The organism is Nocardia sp. CS682, assembly GCF_004634405.1.
Classification (GTDB): domain Bacteria; phylum Actinomycetota; class Actinomycetes; order Mycobacteriales; family Mycobacteriaceae; genus Nocardia; species Nocardia ninae.
Genome location: NZ_CP029710.1, coordinates 5,235,531 through 5,254,080 on the forward strand (window position 1 = coordinate 5,235,531; position 18,550 = coordinate 5,254,080).

At 67.4% G+C, this 18,550-nt stretch carries 19 protein-coding genes; 8 read left to right on the top strand and 11 right to left on the bottom strand.

The window, feature by feature from the left end:
• Positions 1–4: 4 nt before the first annotated feature.
• From DMB37_RS23670 to DMB37_RS23680, 3 genes are read right to left on the bottom strand one after another with little or no spacing between them, the layout of a single operon-like run.
• Complete coding sequence (locus DMB37_RS23670; RefSeq protein WP_135234569.1) at positions 5–1,171, bottom strand: thiolase domain-containing protein; 1,167 nt, start codon at positions 1,169–1,171, stop codon at positions 5–7.
• A complete protein-coding gene (locus tag DMB37_RS23675) occupies positions 1,168–2,223 on the bottom strand; it encodes a thiolase domain-containing protein (RefSeq protein ID WP_135234570.1) in 1,056 nt (351 codons plus the stop codon). Before DMB37_RS23675 ends, DMB37_RS23670 begins: the two co-directional genes overlap by 4 nt.
• 12 nt (positions 2,224–2,235) lie before the next feature.
• A complete protein-coding gene (locus tag DMB37_RS23680) occupies positions 2,236–3,198 on the bottom strand; it encodes a Zn-ribbon domain-containing OB-fold protein (RefSeq protein WP_167768911.1) in 963 nt (320 codons plus the stop codon).
• Between the two features lie 145 nt (positions 3,199–3,343).
• Here DMB37_RS23680 and DMB37_RS23685 point away from each other — a divergent pair, with 145 nt between their 5' ends.
• The gene (locus tag DMB37_RS23685; protein ID WP_135234571.1) at positions 3,344–4,381 is read left to right on the top strand and encodes an LLM class F420-dependent oxidoreductase; all 1,038 of its coding nucleotides are present in this window, start codon (positions 3,344–3,346) and stop codon (positions 4,379–4,381) included.
• Between the two features lie 22 nt (positions 4,382–4,403).
• On the top strand, positions 4,404–5,960 hold the full coding sequence (locus DMB37_RS23690) for an acyl-CoA synthetase (protein ID WP_135234572.1): 1,557 nt from the start codon (positions 4,404–4,406) through the stop codon (positions 5,958–5,960).
• Between the two features lie 59 nt (positions 5,961–6,019).
• Here the strand turns inward: DMB37_RS23690 and DMB37_RS23695 are convergent, their stop codons facing one another.
• A complete protein-coding gene (locus DMB37_RS23695; protein ID WP_135234573.1) occupies positions 6,020–7,018 on the bottom strand; it encodes a sigma-70 family RNA polymerase sigma factor in 999 nt (332 codons plus the stop codon).
• A gap of 190 nt (positions 7,019–7,208) precedes the next feature.
• Here DMB37_RS23695 and DMB37_RS23700 point away from each other — a divergent pair, with 190 nt between their 5' ends.
• Positions 7,209–7,625 (top strand): VOC family protein, encoded by a 417-nt coding sequence (locus tag DMB37_RS23700; protein WP_135234574.1) that lies wholly within the window; start codon positions 7,209–7,211, stop codon positions 7,623–7,625.
• A gap of 50 nt (positions 7,626–7,675) precedes the next feature.
• On the opposite strand, the gene DMB37_RS23705 is transcribed toward DMB37_RS23700, so the two are convergent.
• The gene (locus DMB37_RS23705; RefSeq protein ID WP_107653924.1) at positions 7,676–8,458 is read right to left on the bottom strand and encodes a crotonase/enoyl-CoA hydratase family protein; all 783 of its coding nucleotides are present in this window, start codon (positions 8,456–8,458) and stop codon (positions 7,676–7,678) included.
• 60 nt (positions 8,459–8,518) lie between these two features.
• On the opposite strand from DMB37_RS23705, the gene DMB37_RS23710 reads away from it, so the two are divergent.
• Together DMB37_RS23710 and DMB37_RS23715 are read left to right on the top strand one after the other, a co-directional pair.
• Positions 8,519–10,171: an acyl-CoA synthetase gene (locus DMB37_RS23710; RefSeq protein WP_135234575.1), complete on the top strand. Its 1,653-nt coding sequence runs from the start codon at positions 8,519–8,521 to the stop codon at positions 10,169–10,171.
• A 25-nt stretch (positions 10,172–10,196) separates the two neighbouring features.
• Positions 10,197–11,027: a thioesterase family protein gene (locus DMB37_RS23715; RefSeq protein WP_370465191.1), complete on the top strand. Its 831-nt coding sequence runs from the start codon at positions 10,197–10,199 to the stop codon at positions 11,025–11,027.
• A gap of 147 nt (positions 11,028–11,174) precedes the next feature.
• Here the strand turns inward: DMB37_RS23715 and DMB37_RS23720 are convergent, their stop codons facing one another.
• The 3 genes from DMB37_RS23720 to DMB37_RS23730 all read right to left on the bottom strand — a co-directional run bounded on the left by DMB37_RS23720 (position 11,175) and on the right by DMB37_RS23730 (position 13,236).
• Complete coding sequence (locus tag DMB37_RS23720; protein WP_135234577.1) at positions 11,175–11,528, bottom strand: hypothetical protein; 354 nt, start codon at positions 11,526–11,528, stop codon at positions 11,175–11,177.
• Positions 11,525–11,989 (bottom strand): hypothetical protein, encoded by a 465-nt coding sequence (locus tag DMB37_RS23725; protein WP_135234578.1) that lies wholly within the window; start codon positions 11,987–11,989, stop codon positions 11,525–11,527. Before DMB37_RS23725 ends, DMB37_RS23720 begins: the two co-directional genes overlap by 4 nt.
• A 62-nt stretch (positions 11,990–12,051) precedes the next feature.
• Positions 12,052–13,236 carry an FAD-dependent monooxygenase gene (locus tag DMB37_RS23730; protein ID WP_135234579.1) on the bottom strand — a complete coding sequence of 395 codons (1,185 nt, stop codon included), beginning with the start codon at positions 13,234–13,236 and terminating at the stop codon, positions 12,052–12,054.
• Positions 13,237–13,336: 100 nt separating this feature from the next.
• Here DMB37_RS23730 and DMB37_RS23735 point away from each other — a divergent pair, with 100 nt between their 5' ends.
• Complete coding sequence (locus DMB37_RS23735) at positions 13,337–13,924, top strand: TetR/AcrR family transcriptional regulator (RefSeq protein ID WP_135234580.1); 588 nt, start codon at positions 13,337–13,339, stop codon at positions 13,922–13,924.
• Between the two features lie 84 nt (positions 13,925–14,008).
• Here the strand turns inward: DMB37_RS23735 and DMB37_RS23740 are convergent, their stop codons facing one another.
• The 3 genes from DMB37_RS23740 to DMB37_RS23750 form a co-directional block, all read right to left on the bottom strand.
• Positions 14,009–14,443 carry a hypothetical protein gene (locus DMB37_RS23740; RefSeq protein ID WP_135234581.1) on the bottom strand — a complete coding sequence of 145 codons (435 nt, stop codon included), beginning with the start codon at positions 14,441–14,443 and terminating at the stop codon, positions 14,009–14,011.
• 276 nt (positions 14,444–14,719) lie between these two features.
• Positions 14,720–15,817 (bottom strand): acyl-CoA dehydrogenase family protein, encoded by a 1,098-nt coding sequence (locus tag DMB37_RS23745; protein ID WP_135234582.1) that lies wholly within the window; start codon positions 15,815–15,817, stop codon positions 14,720–14,722.
• Between the two features lie 21 nt (positions 15,818–15,838).
• On the bottom strand, positions 15,839–17,032 hold the full coding sequence (locus DMB37_RS23750) for an acyl-CoA dehydrogenase family protein (RefSeq protein ID WP_107653931.1): 1,194 nt from the start codon (positions 17,030–17,032) through the stop codon (positions 15,839–15,841).
• 156 nt (positions 17,033–17,188) lie between these two features.
• Between DMB37_RS23750 and DMB37_RS23755 the strand changes: the two genes are divergently transcribed.
• Positions 17,189–17,377 carry a ferredoxin gene (locus DMB37_RS23755; RefSeq protein ID WP_107659980.1) on the top strand — a complete coding sequence of 63 codons (189 nt, stop codon included), beginning with the start codon at positions 17,189–17,191 and terminating at the stop codon, positions 17,375–17,377.
• A gap of 45 nt (positions 17,378–17,422) precedes the next feature.
• Positions 17,423–18,325, top strand: coding sequence for a 3-oxoacyl-ACP reductase (locus DMB37_RS23760; RefSeq protein WP_135234583.1), 903 nt, complete (start codon positions 17,423–17,425; stop codon positions 18,323–18,325).
• Positions 18,326–18,550: the final 225 nt, after the last annotated feature.

Sequence of the window (18,550 nt, forward strand, 5' to 3'; positions counted from 1 at the left end):
GGGGTCATCGCTTATCAGCCCCGACCACCCACATCGAGAAGTATTGGGACCCGCCACCGTAGGCGTGGCCGAAGGCTTTACGCGCACCCTCGACCTGGTAGGCGCCGGCCCGGCCCATCACCTGCTTGGCCGCCTCGGCGAATCGGATGAGCCCCGACGCGCCGATCGGATTGGAGGAGAGCACCCCGCCGGACGGGTTGACCGGCAGAATGCCGCCGATCTCGGTCTCGCCCTTGTCGGTGAGTTTCCACCCGTCGCCCTGCGGCACGAAGCCGAGGTTTTCCAGCCACATCGGCTCGAACCAGGAGAACGGCACGTAGATCTCCGCCACGTCGATCTCGCTGAGCGGGTCGGTGATCCCGGCGGCCTTCCACAGCGCGGCCGCGGCATCCTGGCCGGCCTGCGGGTTCACCTGATCGCGTCCGGCGAAGGTGGTCGGCTCGGTGCGCATCGCGGTGCCGTGCACCCACGCGACCTTCTTGCCGGTGGCCTCGACGGCGGTCGCCGCCTCTTCGTCGCCGAGCACGATCGCGCACGCGCCGTCCGAGGACGGGCAGGTCTCGTCGAAACGGATAGGGTCCCACAGCATTTGCGAGGACAGCACCGATTCCAGCGTGATGTCCGGCTGTTTCAGGTGCGCCAGCGGGTTCTTGGCGCCGTTGCGCCGATCCTTGACCGCGACCATCGCGCCGATGTGGCTCGGCGCGTTGGAGCGCCGGATGTAGGAACGCACGTGCGGGGCGAAGTAGCCACCCGCGCCCGCGCCGACCGGCATGGTGAACGGCACCGGAATCGACAACGCCCACATGGCATTCGACTCCGACTGCTTCTCCCAGGCGATCGCGAGGACGCGCTTGTGCACGCCCGCCTGCACCAGATTGGCGGCGACCACGCCGGTGGAGCCGCCGACCGAACCTGCGGTGTGCACGCGCAGCAGCGGTTTTCCGTTGGCGCCCAACGCATCCGCGAGATACAGCTCGGGCATCATGACGCCCTCGAACAGGTCCGGTGCTTTGCCGACCACCACCGCGTCGATGTCGGCGATGGTGAGACCGGCATCGACGAGCGCACGATCAATGGCTTCACGGCACATGCCCGCCATCGATACATCGGTTCTTTTCGTCACGTGATGGGTTTGACCGGTGCCGAGCACCGCAGCGGGAAAGCTCATCGGCTCGCCTCCGAATCCAGAACTGTCACAAGGTTTTGCTGCAACGCGGGCCCACTGGTGGCGTGCGCGAGTGCACGATTCGCCGAGCCGTCCATGATCGCGTTGGCCGCGAAGCCGATCCGCTCCAGCCCGGCGGCGAACATCGGGTTCGCGGCGAGCGCACCACCCGACGGGTTCACCTTGGTGCCATTCTTCAGGCCGATGGCCTCGGCGAGGATCAGCTGCTGATGACTGAACGGCGCGTGCAACTCGGCCACGTCGAATCGAGTGTCGCCACCGGTAACCGCCTGTGCGGCAGCGGAAGTGGAGGGGGAGACGGTGAGGTCGCGCGCGCCGAGCATCGGCGTATCCACCCGGTGCGCCATGCCGGTGATCCACGCGGGGCGCTCGCAGAGTTCGCGGGCCCGGTCGCCGATGGCGAGCACGATCGCGGCGGCGCCGTCGGTGATCGGGGCGACGTCGTGGGCGCGCAGTGGGTCGGCGATATACGGCGCGTCGAGCAGGCTTTCGGCCGGTGTCGCCCGGCCGCCAGCCGCCAATGCGTCCGCGGCCACTGCGGCCATGTCGCGTTCGGTCCAGCGGCCCGCGTCCAGTCCGGCCCTGGCCTGCAAGCCGGCGATGGACCAGGCATCCGGCCACAGCGGTGTCACCAGGTACGGATCGAGCTGCATGGTGAGCACCTGGCGTAGCGTGCCCGCCGATGATTTACCGAAGCCGTACACCAGCGCCGTCTCCGCCTGTCCCGAGCGCAGTTTCACCCACGCCTCGTACAGCGCCCACGCCGCGTCCATCTCCACGTGCGATTCGTTGATCGGCGGTACCGCACCGATCGCGTCGATCGCGGAGATAAACGAAAAAGCGCGCCCGGCAAGGTAATCCGAGGAGCCCGAGCACCAGAAGTCGATGTCGGACTTGGTGATGCCGAGCTGGCGGTAGAGCTGCTGGAAGCAGGGCACCAGCATCTCCACGCCATTGGTGGTGCCGAAGGTCTCCGGCACGTGCGGCGCGTGGGCGAAACCCACGACCGCGATGTCGGTTCCGTTGTCAGTCAACGTGCGCCTCTCTCAGAGGTGGTGCTTGTAGGTCTCGTAGTCGGCATCCGGCTCGCCGGTGGGGCGGAAATGGTCCACGTTCTCCAGCCCGTAGCCCCACTCCTCGCGCGGCTTCCATACCGCCTCCACGCGCATGCCCATCCGCACTTCGCTTGCCTCGCAACCGAGTACGAGATGCAGCACCGGGATATCGGCGCCGTCGAGCAGCACGTAGGCCGCGACGTACGGCGGCTTGATCCGCTGGCCGAGGAACGGCACGTTCACGATGCAGAACGTGGTGACCGTGCCGCGGTCGGGCAGCTCGACGACCTCGTCGGTGGGCCTGCCGTCGGTCGGGTTCGCGCCGCGCGGCGGGAAGTACACCTTGCCCGCGGCGTCGGTGCGCCCGCCGAGCAGCTTGCCCTCGGCCAGTCCGCGCAGGTAGACGGTCTCCTGCGGGGAGGCGGTGTGCTTGTAGGCCAGGTCGACCGGGGTGGTGAGCATCGTGATCGGCTCGCCGTCGGCGGTGGCCGCCGCCGTGGCGTCGGACTTTTCGCCGGGCTCGAAGCAGGCGATGTCGTGGATGGTTCCGGTGGTCTCGGCGGCCCAGCGGGCGGCCACCCGCATGCCGGTCCGCATGTCCTCGGGCGCGGCGACGTCGACCGCGTGCAGCAGCGCGGTGTCCGCGCCGTCCAGCCGGATCAGTGCCCAGGCGAACGGCCGGTCGAACGGCTGCCCGGGCAGCGGTTCGCGCACCCAGGTCCAGGATTCGACGGTGCCGACCGCGGCGACGTCGACGAACTCGCTGAGTGGAGCCGCGGTGATCGGATCGTATTCCGGCGGCGGCACCAGCACCCGGCCGTCCGACCCGCGCACGCCCACGATCTTGCGGTCGCGCAGTTTGGTCAAGAAGGTGCCGATTGTCGGTCCCACGGACCGCGTGTAGTCGAATCGCACCCGTAGTGGCGCGCTGAGCACATCAGGTGCGGCGTTCAATTCCGACCCTCTCTCATCCGCGATTACGCCGGATGCGGTATTCCCCTGAGTCACAATGTCGAGTAGAACAGGTTCTTATTCTGCTGGCAAGATGCGGTGTCGGTGACGGGCTGTGCGAGCGGCTCCGAGGTAGGAAGGTTGGAGCATGAAATTCGGATTGCAACTCGGGTACTGGATGGCGCAGCCGCCGGAGAATGCGGGGGAGTTGGTGGTGGCGGCCGAGGATGCCGGGTTCGATGCGGTATTCGCCGCCGAATCGTGGGGATCTGACGCCTTCGGGCCCCTGACCTGGTGGGGTTCGTCCACGGAGCGGGTGCGGCTCGGCACGTCGGTCGTGCAGATGTCGGCCCGCACGCCCGCCGCGACCGCGATGCACGCGCTCACGCTCGATCATCTGAGCGGCGGCCGCGCGATTCTCGGGCTGGGGGTTTCCGGGCCGCAGGTGGTGGAGGGCTGGTACGGGCAGCCGTTCGCCAAGCCGTTGCAGCGCACTCGGGAGTACGTCGGGATCATCCGGCGGATTCTGGCGCGACAGGCGCCGGTCACCAACGACGGGCCGCACTACCCGCTGCCCTACGGCGGGCCGGGATCGACCGGGCTCGGCAAGCCGCTCAAGCCGATCGTGCACCCGCTACGTGCGGATTTGCCGATCTGGCTCGGCGCGGAGGGCCCCAAGAATGTGGCGCTGACCGCCGAGATCGCGGACGGCTGGCTCGCCATCTACTACGCGCCGCGGCTGGCGAACATGTACAACGACTGGCTCGACGAGGGTTTCGCCAGGGCGGGTGCGCGCCGGTCGCGCGCGGACTTCGAGATCGCCGCGAGCTGTCAGGTGGTGATCACCGACGACGCGGCGAGCGAGCTCGAGCGGATGCGCTGGATCATGGCGCTCTACATCGGCGGCATGGGCGCGCCGGAGCAGAATTTTCACGCCCAGGTCTATCGGCGGATGGGCTACGAGCGGGAGGTCGACGAGATCGGCAGCCTGTTCCAGGCGGGCAAGAAGGCCGAGGCGGCGGCCGCGGTGCCGGACGAGCTGATTCTGGACACCGCGATCATCGGCGACGAGGAGCATGTCCGTAAGCAACTCGGGGTCTGGTCGGCGGCCGGGGTCACCATGATGTTGGTGTCGGTCTCCGATGTCGCGCAATTACGTCGCCTCGCACCCCTTGTCGATATGTAGAACACGTTCTAGATTCAGTAAGATGACGACGCAGGAGTCAGTGAAAATTCTCGGTCTGTGGAACATCGCCGAAGCCGAACCCGATCGGATCGCCATGGTCGATCCGGCCGGCCGGGAGGTGACGTATCGCGAATTGGCCACCCTCGCCAACCGCTACGCCACCGGCCTGCGCGGCCTCGGCCTGGAAACCGGCGATGTGCTGGTGAGCATGGTGCACAACTGCGTCGAGGCGATCGCCGCCTACTTCGCGGCGTACCAGGCCGGGCTGTACATCGTCGCGGTGAACTGGCACCTCACCGGCCCGGAGGTCGCCTACATCCTGCAGGACAGCGAGGCCAAGGCGTTCCTGGCCAGCGATCGTTTCGCCGCCACCGCCAAAGCCGCCGCCGATGAGGCGGGATTGCCTGCTACGGCGCGCTTTTCGGTAGGCGAGATCGACGGCTTCAAATCGGTGGCCTGGCTGGGCGCCGCGGACACCGGGCGGCCTGCCGACCGCAGCACCGGGGCGCCGATGCTCTACACCTCCGGAACCACCGGGCGCCCCAAGGGCGTTCGCCGCCCGCTCACCGGCGCCGACCCGGATGTCGTTCCGCCGCACACCAATGCGTTCTTCGGCCTGTTCGGGCTCGCGCCGTACGACGATCACGTGCACATCTGCGGGTCGCCGCTCTATCACACCGCGGTGCTGAACTTCGCGACCATCTCGATTCAGCTGGGGCACAAGCTCGTTCTGATGGATCGCTGGGACGCCGAGGAAATGCTGCGGCTGATCGACAAGTACCGGGTGACGCACAGCCACATGGTGCCCACCCAGTTCCATCGGCTGCTGGCGCTGCCCGCGGAGGTGCGCGCCAAGTACGACGTGTCCTCGCTGCGCAGCATGGTGCACGGTGCCGCACCCTGCCCGCAGGAGACCAAGCGGAAGATGCTCGAGTGGTGGGGCCCGACGGTCACCGAGTACTACGCGGCCACCGAGGGCGGCGGCACGGTGATCAACGGGACCGAGTGGCTGCAGAAGCCGGGCTCGGTCGGCAAGGCGTGGCCGTGGTCGGTGATCAAGGTGCTCAGCGAGGAGGACGGCTCGGAGGTACCCGCCGGTGAGCCCGGCCTGGTCTACATGCGGATGGGCGCTTCGAGTTTCGAATACCACCACGACAAGGCCAAGACCGAGGATTCGCGCGTCGGCGACCTGTTCACCGTCGGCGACATCGGCCACCTCGACGAGGACGGCTACCTCTACCTGCACGACCGCCGCTCCGACCTGATCCTGTCCGGCGGGGTGAACATCTACCCCGCCGAGATCGAGAACGTCCTGATCACCCACCCCAAGGTCGCCGACGTCGCGGTCTTCGGTATCCCGCACCCGGATTGGGGCGCCGAGGTCAAGGCCGTCGTCCAGCCCGCCGAGGGCATCGAGGGCACCGACGAGCTCACGAGCGAGCTACTCGCCTTCGCCGCAACCCAATTGGCGAAGTACAAGATGCCCAAGTCGGTCGACTATCTCCCTGAGCTGCCCCGCGACCCCAACGGGAAGTTGTACAAGCGCAAACTGCGCGAGCGGTACGTCCCCGCGTCCTAGTACGAACACAGGCGACCTCCAAGTCCGTGCTACGGACTTGGAGGTCGCCTGCGTTTCGATCAGACCGCCTCGCGCAACTCCGGTGCCAGCCCGAACAGCGGGAACAGCTTCTCCGTGTCGAGGAAGAAGCTCATGCCCGCAACCTCGTTGCCGTCGAGCTCCAGCACGGTGATCGACCACGGGAGCCACACGCCCGGCTCGCCGCTGGGCTTGTAGTGACCGAAGGCGGGGTTGCCGTTGGCGCCGTCCAGGCGGACCAGGCGGGAGTCGCGGCAGCCTGCGCCGTGGCCGAGCATGAACGCGGCCACGTTCGCCGGACCGGACACCCAGAACTCGATCGGCGGCATGGACAGCGCCACATCGGTTTTGAGCAGCGTGGTGAGGGTGTCCATGTCGTAGGCCTCGAACGCCTTGACGAAGTTGTCGACCAGCTTGCGCTGGTCTTCGTTGGACTCGTCGTAGTTGTCCGCGGTGGTCGGCTGCACCTTCGACATGGTGGCCCTGGCGCGTTGCAGCGCGCTGTTCACCGATGCGGGGGACATGGTCAGGGCTTCGGCGGTCTCGTTGGCGGAGAACCGCAGCACCTCGCGCATGATCAGGATCGCGCGCTGGGTGGCGGGTAGGTGCTGGCAGGCCGCGACGAACGCCAGGCGCAGCGTGTCCTTGGCCGAGGCGTGGTCGGCCGGGTCGGCGCCGAAGGCCAGGGCGTTCGGGATCGGCTCGATCCAGACGTAGTCCGGCTGCGGCGCGGGTAGTGGTGAATCCGGCCGCGACGGACCGGACAGGTCCATCGGCCTGGCTCGCCGCTGCGGGCCGTCGAGCATGTCCAGGCAGACATTGGTGGCGATTCGGTACAGCCAGGAGCGCAGGCTCGCGCGTCCCTCGAACGAGTCGTAGGACTTCCACGCGCGGGTGAAGGTTTCCTGGACGGCGTCCTCGGCTTCGAAAGACGAACCGAGCATGCGGTAGGCGTAGGCGCACAATTCCCGCCGGTGTTTCTCGAAAGACTCGAGCACGTCGGGAGCAAGGCCGGCGGAGTGGCCGGACGGGTCGTTCATGGATGTCACCATGCCACAGCCCACCGACACATCCCAGACCCGAAAGCTTGCTACCAGCGCAAGCAAGATCAACGCGCGCGGTGCCGGGTGCGGTGGTCACAGCTGTGGGGGCGAGCGATGAGTTCGGCGGCCGCGCCTCGTCCTTATTTCTGCGCAACTAAACAGGCGGACTACGAAAAGGTGTCGTGACATGACCAGCCGGATGATTTTTCTCAACCTACCCGTCGCCGAGCTGAACCGGTCGAAGAACTTCTATGAGGCGCTCGGCTGGAAGGTCAATCAAGAGTTCAGCGACGACAACGCGGCCTGCGTCGTGATCGACGACAATATCTGCCTCATGCTGCTGACCAGACAGTTCTTCACCAACTTCAGCAAGCGCCAGGTCGCGGACACCACCGAGAAGATCGGCGCCACTTACGGATTGGCGCTGACCAGCAGCGCCGAGGTGGACGCGCTCGCGGCCGCGGCGCTCACCGCGGGTGGCACCGAGGAGATCAGCGAGGACAAGCGCGCGCAGGAGGCGCAGGTCGGCATGTACAGCCGCACCTTCCTCGATCCGGACGGCCACCAGTGGGAGCCGTTCTGGATGGACTACCCAAGCAATTGAGCCGGCATGAGCCGCCCCCGGTACCCGAAGGTGCCGGGGGCGGCGTGGTCTCAGCTGCCGGTGAAGGTCGGTTTGCGCTTCTCCGCGAAGGCCTTCGGGCCCTCCTTGGCATCGGTCGAGCGGAACACGGCCATGCCGAGCTTCGCGTCGATCTGGAACGCCTCTTCCTCGTGCATGCCCTCGGTCTCCCGGATGGTCCGCAGGATGGCCTGCACGGCCAGCGGGCCGTTGGCGGCGATCTGCGCGGCGAGTTCGAGGGCCTTGTCCAGCGCGCTGCCGTCGGGCACCACGTGTCCGATCAGCCCGATCTCCTTGGCCTCGGCGGCGGTGACGTGCCTGCCGGTCAGCAGGATGTCCGCGGCGACGGTGTACGGAATCTGGCGCACCAGGCGCACTGCGGAGCCGCCGAGCGGGAACAGGCCCCAGCGTGCCTCGGACACACCGAATTTCGCGCTCTCACCGGCCACTCGGATATCGGTGCCCTGCAGGATCTCGGTGCCGCCCGCGATGGCCGGGCCCTCGACCGCGGCGATCAGCGGCTTGGTGAGCCTGCGGCCCTTGAGCAGCGCCTCGATCTTCGACAGGTCCCAGCCGCCGCCCGCGAACGAATCGCCGGGGTGCTGCGCGGTCATCGCCTTGAGGTCCGCGCCCGCGCAGAACGCGCCGCCCGCGCCGGTCAGAATGGCCACCCTGATGTCCGGATCGCTGTCCACCTGATCCCAGGCGTCGCGCATGATCGCCATCATCTCCGCCGAGAGCGCGTTGCGCGCTTCGGGGCGATTCATCGTGACGATGAGGACATGGTCGCGTTTCTCGACAAGACAGTGCGGCATTGGCGAATCTCCTGACTTTCAAGCCTTGCCAGGAACAGTAACACGTTCTATTTTTAGCCTGTGAGCTACAACATAGCGGACCTTGTCGAACACGCCATCGACCTGATGCCCGACCGCGTCGCGCTCGCTGACGACGGCCGCGAGGTGACCTACGCACAGCTGGAGGAGCGCGCCAACAAGTTGGCTCACTACCTGCTCGAACACGGTGTGCAGCCGGGGGACAAGGTCGGCATCTACTCGCGCAACACGATCGAGGCCGTCGAGGCGATGGTCGCGGTGTTCAAGGCGCGGGCGGTGATGATCAATGTGAACTTCCGGTACGTCGAGAACGAGTTGCAATACATCTTCGACAATTCGGACATGGTCGCGCTGATCCACGAGCGCCGCTACAGCGATCGGGTGGCCGGGGTCCGGCCGAACACCCCGCAGCTGAAGACGGTTCTCGTCGTCGACGACGATACGACCGGCACCATTGCGACCGCAGCGGATTCAGTCGAATACGAGACCGCGCTGGCCGCCTCGTCCGGTGCGCGGGACTTCGGTCCGCGCTCGCCCGACGACATCTTCATGCTCTACACCGGTGGCACCACCGGGCTGCCCAAAGGCGTGATGTGGCGGCACGAGGACTGGTGGCGGGTGCTCGGCGGCGGCATCAACTTCATCACCGGCGAACCTATCGAGGACGAATGGCAGCAGTCCAAGACCGGTGCCGCCAACAACCCGCAGATGGTGCGGTTCCCGATTCCGCCGATGATCCACGGTGGCTCGCAGACCGCCACCTTCCACAGCCTGTTCGACGGCGGTAAAGCCGTGATGCTGCCCGAGTTCAGCGGGCACGGTGTGTGGCAGGCGATCGACCGCCACAAGATCAACCTCATCTTCATCACCGGCGACGCCATGGCGCGGCCGATGCTGGACGCGCTGATCGAGGGCAACCCGGAAACCGGTCAGCCCTACGACCTTTCGAGCCTCTACGTGATGGCGAGCAGCGCCGCGCTGTTCTCGCCCGCGCTCAAGGACCAGTTCGTCGAGCTGCTGCCGAACCGGTTGATCTCGGACTCCATCGGTTCCTCCGAGACGGGTTTCGGCGGTCTGTCGATCGTCGCCAAGGGTGTGAACCACACCGGCGGACCACGAGTGAAGATCGATGCCTCCACCCAGGTGCTCGACGAGCAGGGCAACCCGGTGGAGCCCGGCTCCGGCCAGGTCGGACTCCTCGCCCGCAGTGGGCACATCCCGCTCGGCTACTACAAGGACGAAGCCAAGAGCGCGGCAACCTTCAAGGTGTTCAACGGGATTCGGTACGCCATCCCCGGCGACTACGCCAGGGTCGAGGAAGACGGCACGGTCACCATGCTCGGCCGCGGCTCGGTCAGCATCAACAGCGGCGGCGAGAAGATCTACCCCGAAGAAGTCGAAGGTGCCCTCAAAACCCACCCGGAAATCTTCGACGCCCTCGTCGTCGGCGTAGAAGACCAGCGCTGGGGCCAACGGGTAGTCGCCGTCGTGCAATGCCGCGGCGAAAACCACCCGACCATCGAAGAACTCCGCCCCTTCCTGACCAAAGAAATAGCTCCCTACAAACTCCCGCGCAGCCTCTGGTTCGTAGACGAAATCAAGCGTTCCCCCGCAGGCAAACCCGACTACCGCTGGGCCAAGTCCCAAACCGAGTCCCGCCCCGCCGACGAGCACGCCGAGGCAAGCAGCAAGTAGGACCGCCGGGAGCAGGGGGATCGACGTGGCTGTCCGTTACGGGTTCTTCGAGGAGACCGCGCGCGGCTTCGAGCCGTTGCCGTTCGCCGCGAGCGCCTGGTCACCGACGATGGTCAATGGACCCGCCGTCTGTGGGCTGCTGGCCAGAACGCTGGAGCAGCAGCATGGTTCGGCGGGCTTCCTGCCCGCCAGATTGACCGTGGATCTGTTCCGGCCCACGCTCGCCAAACCGCTGACCGTGGTCACGGAGCTGGTTCGGGACGGGCGGCGGATCCGCGTCGCCGATGCCGCGTTGATGCAGGACGGTGTGGACGTCGCACGGGCGACGGTCGTCTTCCTCGAGCGGTCCGCCCAGCCGCCGGGGCAGTTGTGGACGCGGGCGGAGGTGCCCCGGCCGCCGTCGGTGCCGGTGGCCACCGAACCCACGCGTCCGCTGTGGGGCAGTGACGCTCATGCCCAGGGTTGGTCGGCCGAGATCGGCGAGCACCAGAACGACAGCCGAAAGCGCATGTGGCAGGCGCCGATGCGGGTGATCGAGGGCGAACCACCCTCCCCCTTCGTCGGTGCCGTGGTCATCGGCGAGGCCACCAGCCTGATGACCAACTGGGGCAGCGCCGGCGTCGGCTTCATCAACACCGACATGACGCTGGCGCTGGCCCGTCTGCCCGGGGGTTCCGAGGTCGGCGTAGAGGCCGACAGCCACCTCAGCACCGCCGGTGTAGCAGTCGGCAGCGCAACCTTGTTCGACAGAACCGGCCCCTTCGGCACCTGTGTAGTGACCGCCCTGTCCAACGCCCAACGCCAGGTCGACTTCACCAACGGCGACATCATCCAGGCGAGAGCCGGTATCCGGTAACGACCTTCGATCCACTCGAGGTATCGAGCGACGAGAGTCGAACCCCGCCCAGCCGACGAGCACGCCGAGGCGAGCAGCAAGTAGGACTGACTGGCCGCTGTGAATCATGCAGCGGCCCTTCGGTAGTCGAGTGCTCCTTCGCTGAAGCTAGCGTCGACGGTCGGTCTGGCGGGGGTGTCCGGTACCTGCGAGTGTCAGGTACAGGGTTCGTTCCTCGTCGGCGATCGCGTACCAGATCCGGCCACCGCCGGTGATCTCGTACTGCCATTGCTCCAGTTCGGCGCCGCCCATTTTGATCGACTTCAACTCGAATTTGAGCCGATGCTGCCTGGACGGGTTAGCGACGCTGCGTGGGTCGCTGGTGATTTCGACCCAGGCGCGATCGAGATTGCCGGGAGCCTGCGCCAGCAGTTCGGCCCAGCCCTTTGCGGCATTGAGGTTGTGCACTACTACCCGCCATGGTCGCGGACGGGGAACCTCGTCTCCCTTGCGCAGCTTCATTCGGCACCGCCGGGGCGGGCCACCTCGGTGAACTCGTTGGGTTCGAAGGGGCCGGCGAGGCGGCGCGCCAATTCTGGCTGGGCGTAGATCTCGGCGGTGTGCTGCCATGCGACCAGATCGCGGGCGAACGGCGTGAACAGGCCGGTGTCGGCCCCGGCGATCAGGTGATCGAGGAGTTCCCTGATGGCCTCGGTGCGCCCGGTGTCGGGTAGCCACTTCAACCAGGGCAGCTCTTCGGAGAACACTTCCTCGGCCAGGCTGCGGTTCGTCTTCGCGATGATCGCGATGGTCCTGGCGAGCAGCCGGATGGCGGTTTCTTTCGCCTCGAACCGCTCGGACCGCGACAGCACCAGATTCTCGGCGTCGCGGCGCTCCAGGATCACGTCGGCGTCGTCGAGCGCGGGAAAGACCGAGGTCTGTTTACGAATCAGGTCGCTGAACGGGAACGTCTTGGAGCTCATACATCCACCCTACGGGAAGATCTGAAGTAGTTCAGTTAACTGCCTGGCGGGGCGGCTGGAGTTCAGCGGTGGGGGAGTTCGGCGAGGCGGTGGGCCAGGGCGGTGCGGAAGGTGGGGATGCGGGTGAGGGTGGCGATGGCGAGGTTGCGGAGGGTGCGGGCGGGGCGGGGACGGAGGGTGGCCATGCGGGTCATCCGGTCGGTGAAGGCTACGACGCCGAGGGCTATTGGGCGGCGGGTGGTTTCGTAGGTGTCGAGGAGGAGGGTGTCGGGTTCGCCGGCGAGGACTCGGGCCAGTAGGGGGCCGAGGGTGGCGGCGTCTTGGATGCCGGTGTTCATGCCCTGGCCGCCTGCGGGGCTGTGTACGTGGGCGGCGTCGCCTGCGAGCAGGATTCGGCCGGCGCGGTAGTGGGCGGCGACGCGGTGGTGCACACGGAAGCGTGAGCTCCACAGCACCTCGCTGACTGCGATGTCGCCGCCGGGGCCTCGGGTGTCGAGCACGGTCTGGATGTCGTCGCGGGTCGGGTGCTCGGGTGCATCATCGACGGTGGCGACCACGCGGTAGCGGTTTTGTTCGGCTGAGTCGGGCAACGGTGCGACGACCGTGACGCCCTCGGGCGAAAGATGAAGCGCTACTTCGTCTCGGGCGATCGGCCAGTCCATCCGGACGTCGGCCAGCACGAAGGAGGCCGGATAGGTGTCGCCGGCGAATTCGATGCCCGCCTGCTCGCGGACGACACTGTGCATGCCGTCGGCGCCGATGACGTAGTCGGCGCGCAGGGTGCCGGCGGCCCCCTCGCCACCGGTGTATTCGACAGTCACGCCGCCCTTCTCGTCGACCAGACCGGTGACCTGGTACGGCCGCCGCACGTCGCCGCCCGCCTTGCGCAGCCGGGCGAGCAGCACCGCCTCGGTGGTGTCCTGCGGCGTCATCAGGGTGTAGGGGTACGGCGTGGGGAGCCCGCCGAACTGGATGGTCGCCAGCGTGCGGGCGCCGTCGTGCACGGTGAACCGCGGCACCACAATGCCTTTCGCGATGAGCTCCTCGGCGATGCCGAGCTCGTGCAGCACCTCGAGTGTCCTGGCGTGCACGACGGCGGCGCGAGAAGTGTTGGCGCCCTCGGCGAGCCGATCGAGCAGGACGAAATCGACGCCCGCGTCGGCCAGCGTTATCGCGGCGGTGAGCCCGGCGGGCCCCGCACCGACGATCAGGACGGAGGTGGTGTCCGGTAGCGGGGTAGTGATCATGGGAACTCCTGAAGTCAACATCTGTGGGCCAACGCTTGTTGGCATAACCGTAAGCCGCAGCGTTTCGTAAGTCAACAGTTGTTGGCCTACACTTGTTGGCATGACGACCGTGCCTGATCAACCGCCTGCACGCCGCTCCGACGCGACCCGCGCGGCCATCCTCGATGCCGCCCGCGCCCGATTCGCCGCCGAGGGCTACGGCAAGGCGACCATCCGTGCCATCGCCGCGGACGCCGCCATCGACCCGTCCATGGTCATGCGCTACTTCGGCAGCAAGGACGGCCTGTTCGCCGCCGCCGTCGACATCGATCTGGCCCTGCCGGACCTGGCCGCCGCAGACCCGGACTCGCTCGGCGAACTACTGGTGCGCCGCTTCCTCGCTCTTTGGGAAGAGCCGCCCGGCAACGAAGTTCTGCTGACTCTGTTGCGCTCGGCCGTCACCGACGACGTAGTGACCGAACGCTTCCGTGATGTCTTCGCCAAGCAGGTACTCCCCGCCGTCCTGCGCTTCGGCGACCCCGCCGACGCCCCCCGCCGCGGCGGCCTCGTCGTCACTCAGCTCCTCGGCCTGGCCCTGTGCCGCTATGTCCTGCGCATCCCGCCGGTCGTCGCCTTCACCCGAGACGAACTGATCGCCGAAATCGCCCCCACGCTCCAGCGCTACCTCACGTCGACGAGCGACCGATAGGCGGCCGAACGAGCGAATCGACCCGTCGGAGCGCCCGACAGGCCGATTCGGTTGGGCGGCTTTCGATTCCGGCCGGCACAGGGCCTAGTCGGTAGCGATCCACTCGACCTTGGTCGCGGTCGTGCCGAAGGCGGCAGAACTCGCTTCGAGAGCCGCGTTCTCAGCCGACGCGGCGAGGTTCGCCAGCCTGACATCTGCTGGTGCCGCCGCGGCTTTCACCGCGGCTTGCTTGGCCGCTGCCGCGGTGAGCCGGACGTCCTTCGGCGGGTTCGGGAGCTCGTCGATGGTCGCGAGGGCGGCTGCGGCGGCCTGTGCGGCAATCGCGGCGGCCTTCACCGCGCCCGGCAACGAGGGCCGGAACTGGATTTCTTCGACGGCTACCGGCCGAACCTCCTGCGTGTACGTCACCGGCTCGTTGGCGGTGGTGATCGCTACCGCTTCGAAAGCGGAGGCGCCGCGCGCGTTGGCGCTGGCGGTGCGTGCCTCGGCCTGGGCGATGAGTGCGGCCGTTCTACCCACCGGTTGGCCGTTCGGCTTCGCATCCCCGTGGGCCTCACCTATCCCGCCCACGCAGCTAAGGAATAACGCCGCGGCCAAAACCGCGAGTGTCGATCGTCGTGCCGCCAAGTAGCCCTCCAGGACTTCGGGTGCCGATGTGGATGAGCGGTGCCGGCGCTCGCGGCGGAGATCCGCCACGCCGACACCTCACCGGCATTCGGCGCAATACCTGATCTGGATGGGTACAGAATTCGGCCCGCCGATGACACCGGCGGGCCGAATGAGTGGTGCGTTCGATCAGGAGGCAGCCAGGTGCGCACCGAGGGCGCGCAGGTGATCGGTGCCCCCGCCCAATGCGAACTCATTGTGCTTGGCGGCCGTGAAGTAGTTGTGCACGATGTGGTCGCGGTCGATACCGACGCCACCGTGCACGTGCACGACGGTGTGCGCCACCCGGTGTCCCGCGTCGGCGGCCCAGAACTTGGCGGTGTGCACGGCTTCGGCGCTTGGCAGATCCTCGGAGAGCTGCCAGGCGGCCTGGGTCACGGCGAGGCGCAGCCCCTGGACGTCGATGTAGGCGTCGGCGAGGCGCTGGGCCACGGCTTGGAAGCTACCGACGGCCTTGCCGAATTGTTCCCGCTCGCGGGCGTATTCGGCGACCAGGTCGAGTGCGCGTTCCAGGGTGCCGAGTTGCAGGGCACTGAGGCCGAGCCAGGCGCGAATGAGCATCCAGTCCAGGATCTCCGCGCCGTTCTCGGCGGTGCCGACCAATTCGGCTGGGGTGTCGGTCAATTCGACCGAGTACTCGGGGGATCGGTCGACCACCTGCTGTGCGGTGACCGTCGCCGCCGACGGATCGACCAGGAACACCGCGGGCGCACCGGACACCGTGGCGGGAACCAGGATTCGATCGGCCCGGTCGGCGAAGGGCACAGTGGTCTTGGCGCCGGTGAGTCGCCAGCCGCCGTCCGCCTCGACGGCGGTGGTGGTGGGCTTGGCGGGCTCCCAGTTGTGTTCCTCCGCGAGCGCGGCCGTCAGGATGACCCGACCGGCACCCGCCTGGGTCGCCCGATCTTGCTGCGCCGCGTCGCCGAATCGGGCCAGCGCACCCGCGCCGACCACGATCGACCACAGATACGGCACCGCCGCGACGTGCTTGCCGAGCTCACGCAGCACGGCGGTCTGCTCGAGCACGCCGAAGTCGTTGCCGCCGACGGCCTCGGGCAGTGCCGCGGCGAGCACGCCGGTCTCGGCCAGCGAGCCCCACAGCGCCTCGTCGAATCGTTCCGCCGCGGTGTCGAGTTCGCGCAGCCGGTCGGCGGTGACGAGTTTGCCGCACACCTCGCCGGTCAACCGGGCCAGGTCGAGCTGGGCTTCGGTGGGAGTGAAATCCATGTCTGCTACCTGCTTTCCGACTCAGCGCGCCGCGGCGGGCTGCTTGAGGGCGGTCATCGCGATGATGTCGCGCTGCACCTCGTTGGTGCCGCCGCCGAAGGTGAGGATCAGCGCGGCCCGGTGCATCCGCTCCAGGCGACCGCGCAGCTCGGCGCCGGGGGAGTCCTGGCGCAGATAAGCCTGCGGCCCGAGGACTTCCATCAGCAACCGGTACGCCTCGGTGGCCAGTTCGGTGCCGTACACCTTGCAGGTGGAGGCGTCCCACGGCCGTGGCGCGGCGTCACCGCCCGCGTCGGCCCGGCTGGCGATCTCCCAGTTCAGCAGCTTCAGATACTCGACCTTGGCGTGCACGCGCGCGAGGTTGAGCTGCACCCATTCCTGGTCGATGATGCGGGAACCGTTGGCGGCCTTGGTGTTGCGGGCCCACTCGACGGTCTGGCTCACCGCGAGCCCCAGCGGGCCCGCCGAGGTGAGCGCGACGCGCTCGTGGTTGAGCTGGTTGGTGATCAGCGCCCAGCCGCCGTTCTCCTGACCGACCAGGGCGCTCGCGGGCACTCGCACGTCCTGGTAGTAGGTCGCGCTGGTGTCCGGCCCGGCCATGGTGTGCACGGGGGTCCAGGAGAAGCCCTCGGCGCTGGTCGGCACGATGAGCATGCTGATGCCCTTGTGCTTCTTGACATTCGGATCGGTGCGCACCGCGAGCCAGACGTAGTCGGCGTACGCGATCAGACTGGTCCACATCTTCTGGCCGTTGATCACGTAGTCGTCGCCGTCGCGCACCGCGCTGGTGCGCAGGCTGGCCAGGTCGGTGCCCGCGCCCGGTTCGGAGTAGCCGATGGCGAAGTGCAACTCGCCCGCCGCGATCTTGGGCAGGAAGAAGCGCTTCTGCTCCTCGCTGCCGTAGTGCATGATCGTCGGCGCGACCGAGTTGATGGTCAGGAACGGCACCGGCGCGCCCGCGATGGCCGCCTCGTCGGTGAAGATCAGCTGGTCCATCGTCGGCCGGTCCTGGCCGCCGAACTCCTTCGGCCAGGCCAGGGTGAGCCAGCCGTCGCGGCCCATCTCCTGCACGACCTCGCGGTACACGTTGCCCTGGCCGTACTCGCCGGTCTGCGCGCTGAGCGCTGCCCGGCGCTCGGGGGTGATGAGTCGCGCGAAGTAGTCGCGCAGCTCCGCGCGTAGCTCCTCCTGCTGCGGCGTGTACGCAATGCGCATGGCAAATACCTCAGGCCTTCGTCGATGTGGGTTGCACCGATCATTGCATATGCACTGAAACATGTTCCAGTATTGGGGGTGAATCCGGTCGATGGCGCCACCTGCGGCGGCGTCGGCTTGTTAGGCTTCGGCAAGGATCGCGGTAAAGGAGTTCCCATGAAGGTCAGCGTCGATCTGGATCAGTGTGAGGCGAACGGAATCTGTGTCGGAATCGCCCCCGACGTGTTCGAACTCGATGACGAGGACCAGTTGCACATCCTGCAAGCCGACGTTCCGGCGGACCGGCTGGCCGACGTCGAGGATGCGGTGGCGCAATGCCCGAAAGCGGCCTTGCGGCTCCAGTGAGGCCGACCCTTGCCATAGAATGGAACACGTTCTAGGGTCGGGCTCGTGGTTGATGATGTGAGTCTTGCGGGCCGGGTGGCGATTGTCACCGGTGCGGGTGCGGGGTTGGGGCGGGCTGAAGCGCTCGCGCTGGCCGGGGCAGGTGCCTCGGTAGTGGTCAACGATCTGTCGGAATCGGACGCGGTGTCCGACACCCTCGCCGAGATCCGCGCGCTCGGCGCCAAGGCCGAGTTCGTCGCAGGCAGCATCGCCGAACGCGCGACCGCCGACGCCTTGATGCGTACCGCTGACGAGGCATTCGGCAGCGTCGACATCGTGGTGAACAACGCGGGCATCACCAGGGACCGGATGCTGTTCAACATGACCGACGAGGACTTCGACGCCGTCGTCGCGGTCCACCTGCGCGGTCATTTCCTGTTGTCCCGCAACGCCGCAACGTACTGGCGCGGCAAGTCCAAGGCGGCGGGCGCGCCGGTCTACGGCCGGCTGATCAACACCTCCTCCGAGGCGGGCCTGCTCGGCCCCGAGGGGCAGGCCAACTACGGCGCCGCCAAGGCGGGCATCACCGCGCTGACCCTCTCGGCCGCGCGGGCGCTGTCCCGATATGGCGTGCGCGCCAACGCGATCGCGCCCCGTGCGCGGACCGCGATGACCGAGGCCGTGTTCAGTGCGGCACCGGAAGGCGAAGTGGACCCGCTCTCGCCCGATCATGTGGCCAGGCTGGTCGCCTACCTCGCCTCGCCCGCCGCCGACCCGGTGAACGGGCAACTGTTCGTGGTCTACGGCGCCATGGTGGCGCTCATGGCGGCCCCCGTGGTCGAGCAGCGGTTCGACGCGGCCGGTGGCGCGTGGTCGGTCGGCGACCTGGCCGGGGCACTCGGCGGTTATTTCGCCGAACGCCCTGTGGGGCAGACTTTCTCGGCCTCGACCCTGTTGGATCTCGACTGAGTTCCGTGCGGTGGATCCGACACGGTGAAACAAGCGCAGCGAGGATCGGCATCTGCAAGCCCCGCTGACAATAAACTGCTGATCAGCCGTCCAACTGTTGATCGGCGGTCGGGCAGTTGGTAGATATTGGGGGTCGAGACGTGTGCCACCGCACAAAGGTGGGATCAATCTCTGACACTCGTTCCAAATTCATATGCCGATGCAAAGAAAAAGTGCAGTTCAAAA

Bases quoted from the DNA above. Each gene is read 5' to 3' on its own strand.
- DMB37_RS23755 (WP_107659980.1), top strand. From the start codon at position 17,189: ATGAAGGTCAGCGTCGATCTGGATCAGTGTGAGGCGAACGGAATCTGT.
- DMB37_RS23670 (WP_135234569.1), bottom strand. From the start codon at position 1,171: ATGAGCTTTCCCGCTGCGGTGCTCGGCACCGGTCAAACCCATCACGTG.
- DMB37_RS23690 (WP_135234572.1), top strand. From the start codon at position 4,404: ATGACGACGCAGGAGTCAGTGAAAATTCTCGGTCTGTGGAACATCGCC.
- DMB37_RS23685 (WP_135234571.1), top strand. From the start codon at position 3,344: ATGAAATTCGGATTGCAACTCGGGTACTGGATGGCGCAGCCGCCGGAG.
- DMB37_RS23720 (WP_135234577.1), bottom strand. From the start codon at position 11,528: ATGAAGCTGCGCAAGGGAGACGAGGTTCCCCGTCCGCGACCATGGCGG.
- DMB37_RS23725 (WP_135234578.1), bottom strand. From the start codon at position 11,989: ATGAGCTCCAAGACGTTCCCGTTCAGCGACCTGATTCGTAAACAGACC.
- DMB37_RS23730 (WP_135234579.1), bottom strand. From the start codon at position 13,236: ATGATCACTACCCCGCTACCGGACACCACCTCCGTCCTGATCGTCGGT.
- DMB37_RS23695 (WP_135234573.1), bottom strand. From the start codon at position 7,018: ATGAACGACCCGTCCGGCCACTCCGCCGGCCTTGCTCCCGACGTGCTC.
- DMB37_RS23705 (WP_107653924.1), bottom strand. From the start codon at position 8,458: ATGCCGCACTGTCTTGTCGAGAAACGCGACCATGTCCTCATCGTCACG.
- DMB37_RS23735 (WP_135234580.1), top strand. From the start codon at position 13,337: ATGACGACCGTGCCTGATCAACCGCCTGCACGCCGCTCCGACGCGACC.
- DMB37_RS23700 (WP_135234574.1), top strand. From the start codon at position 7,209: ATGACCAGCCGGATGATTTTTCTCAACCTACCCGTCGCCGAGCTGAAC.
- DMB37_RS23750 (WP_107653931.1), bottom strand. From the start codon at position 17,032: ATGCGCATTGCGTACACGCCGCAGCAGGAGGAGCTACGCGCGGAGCTG.
- DMB37_RS23745 (WP_135234582.1), bottom strand. From the start codon at position 15,817: ATGGATTTCACTCCCACCGAAGCCCAGCTCGACCTGGCCCGGTTGACC.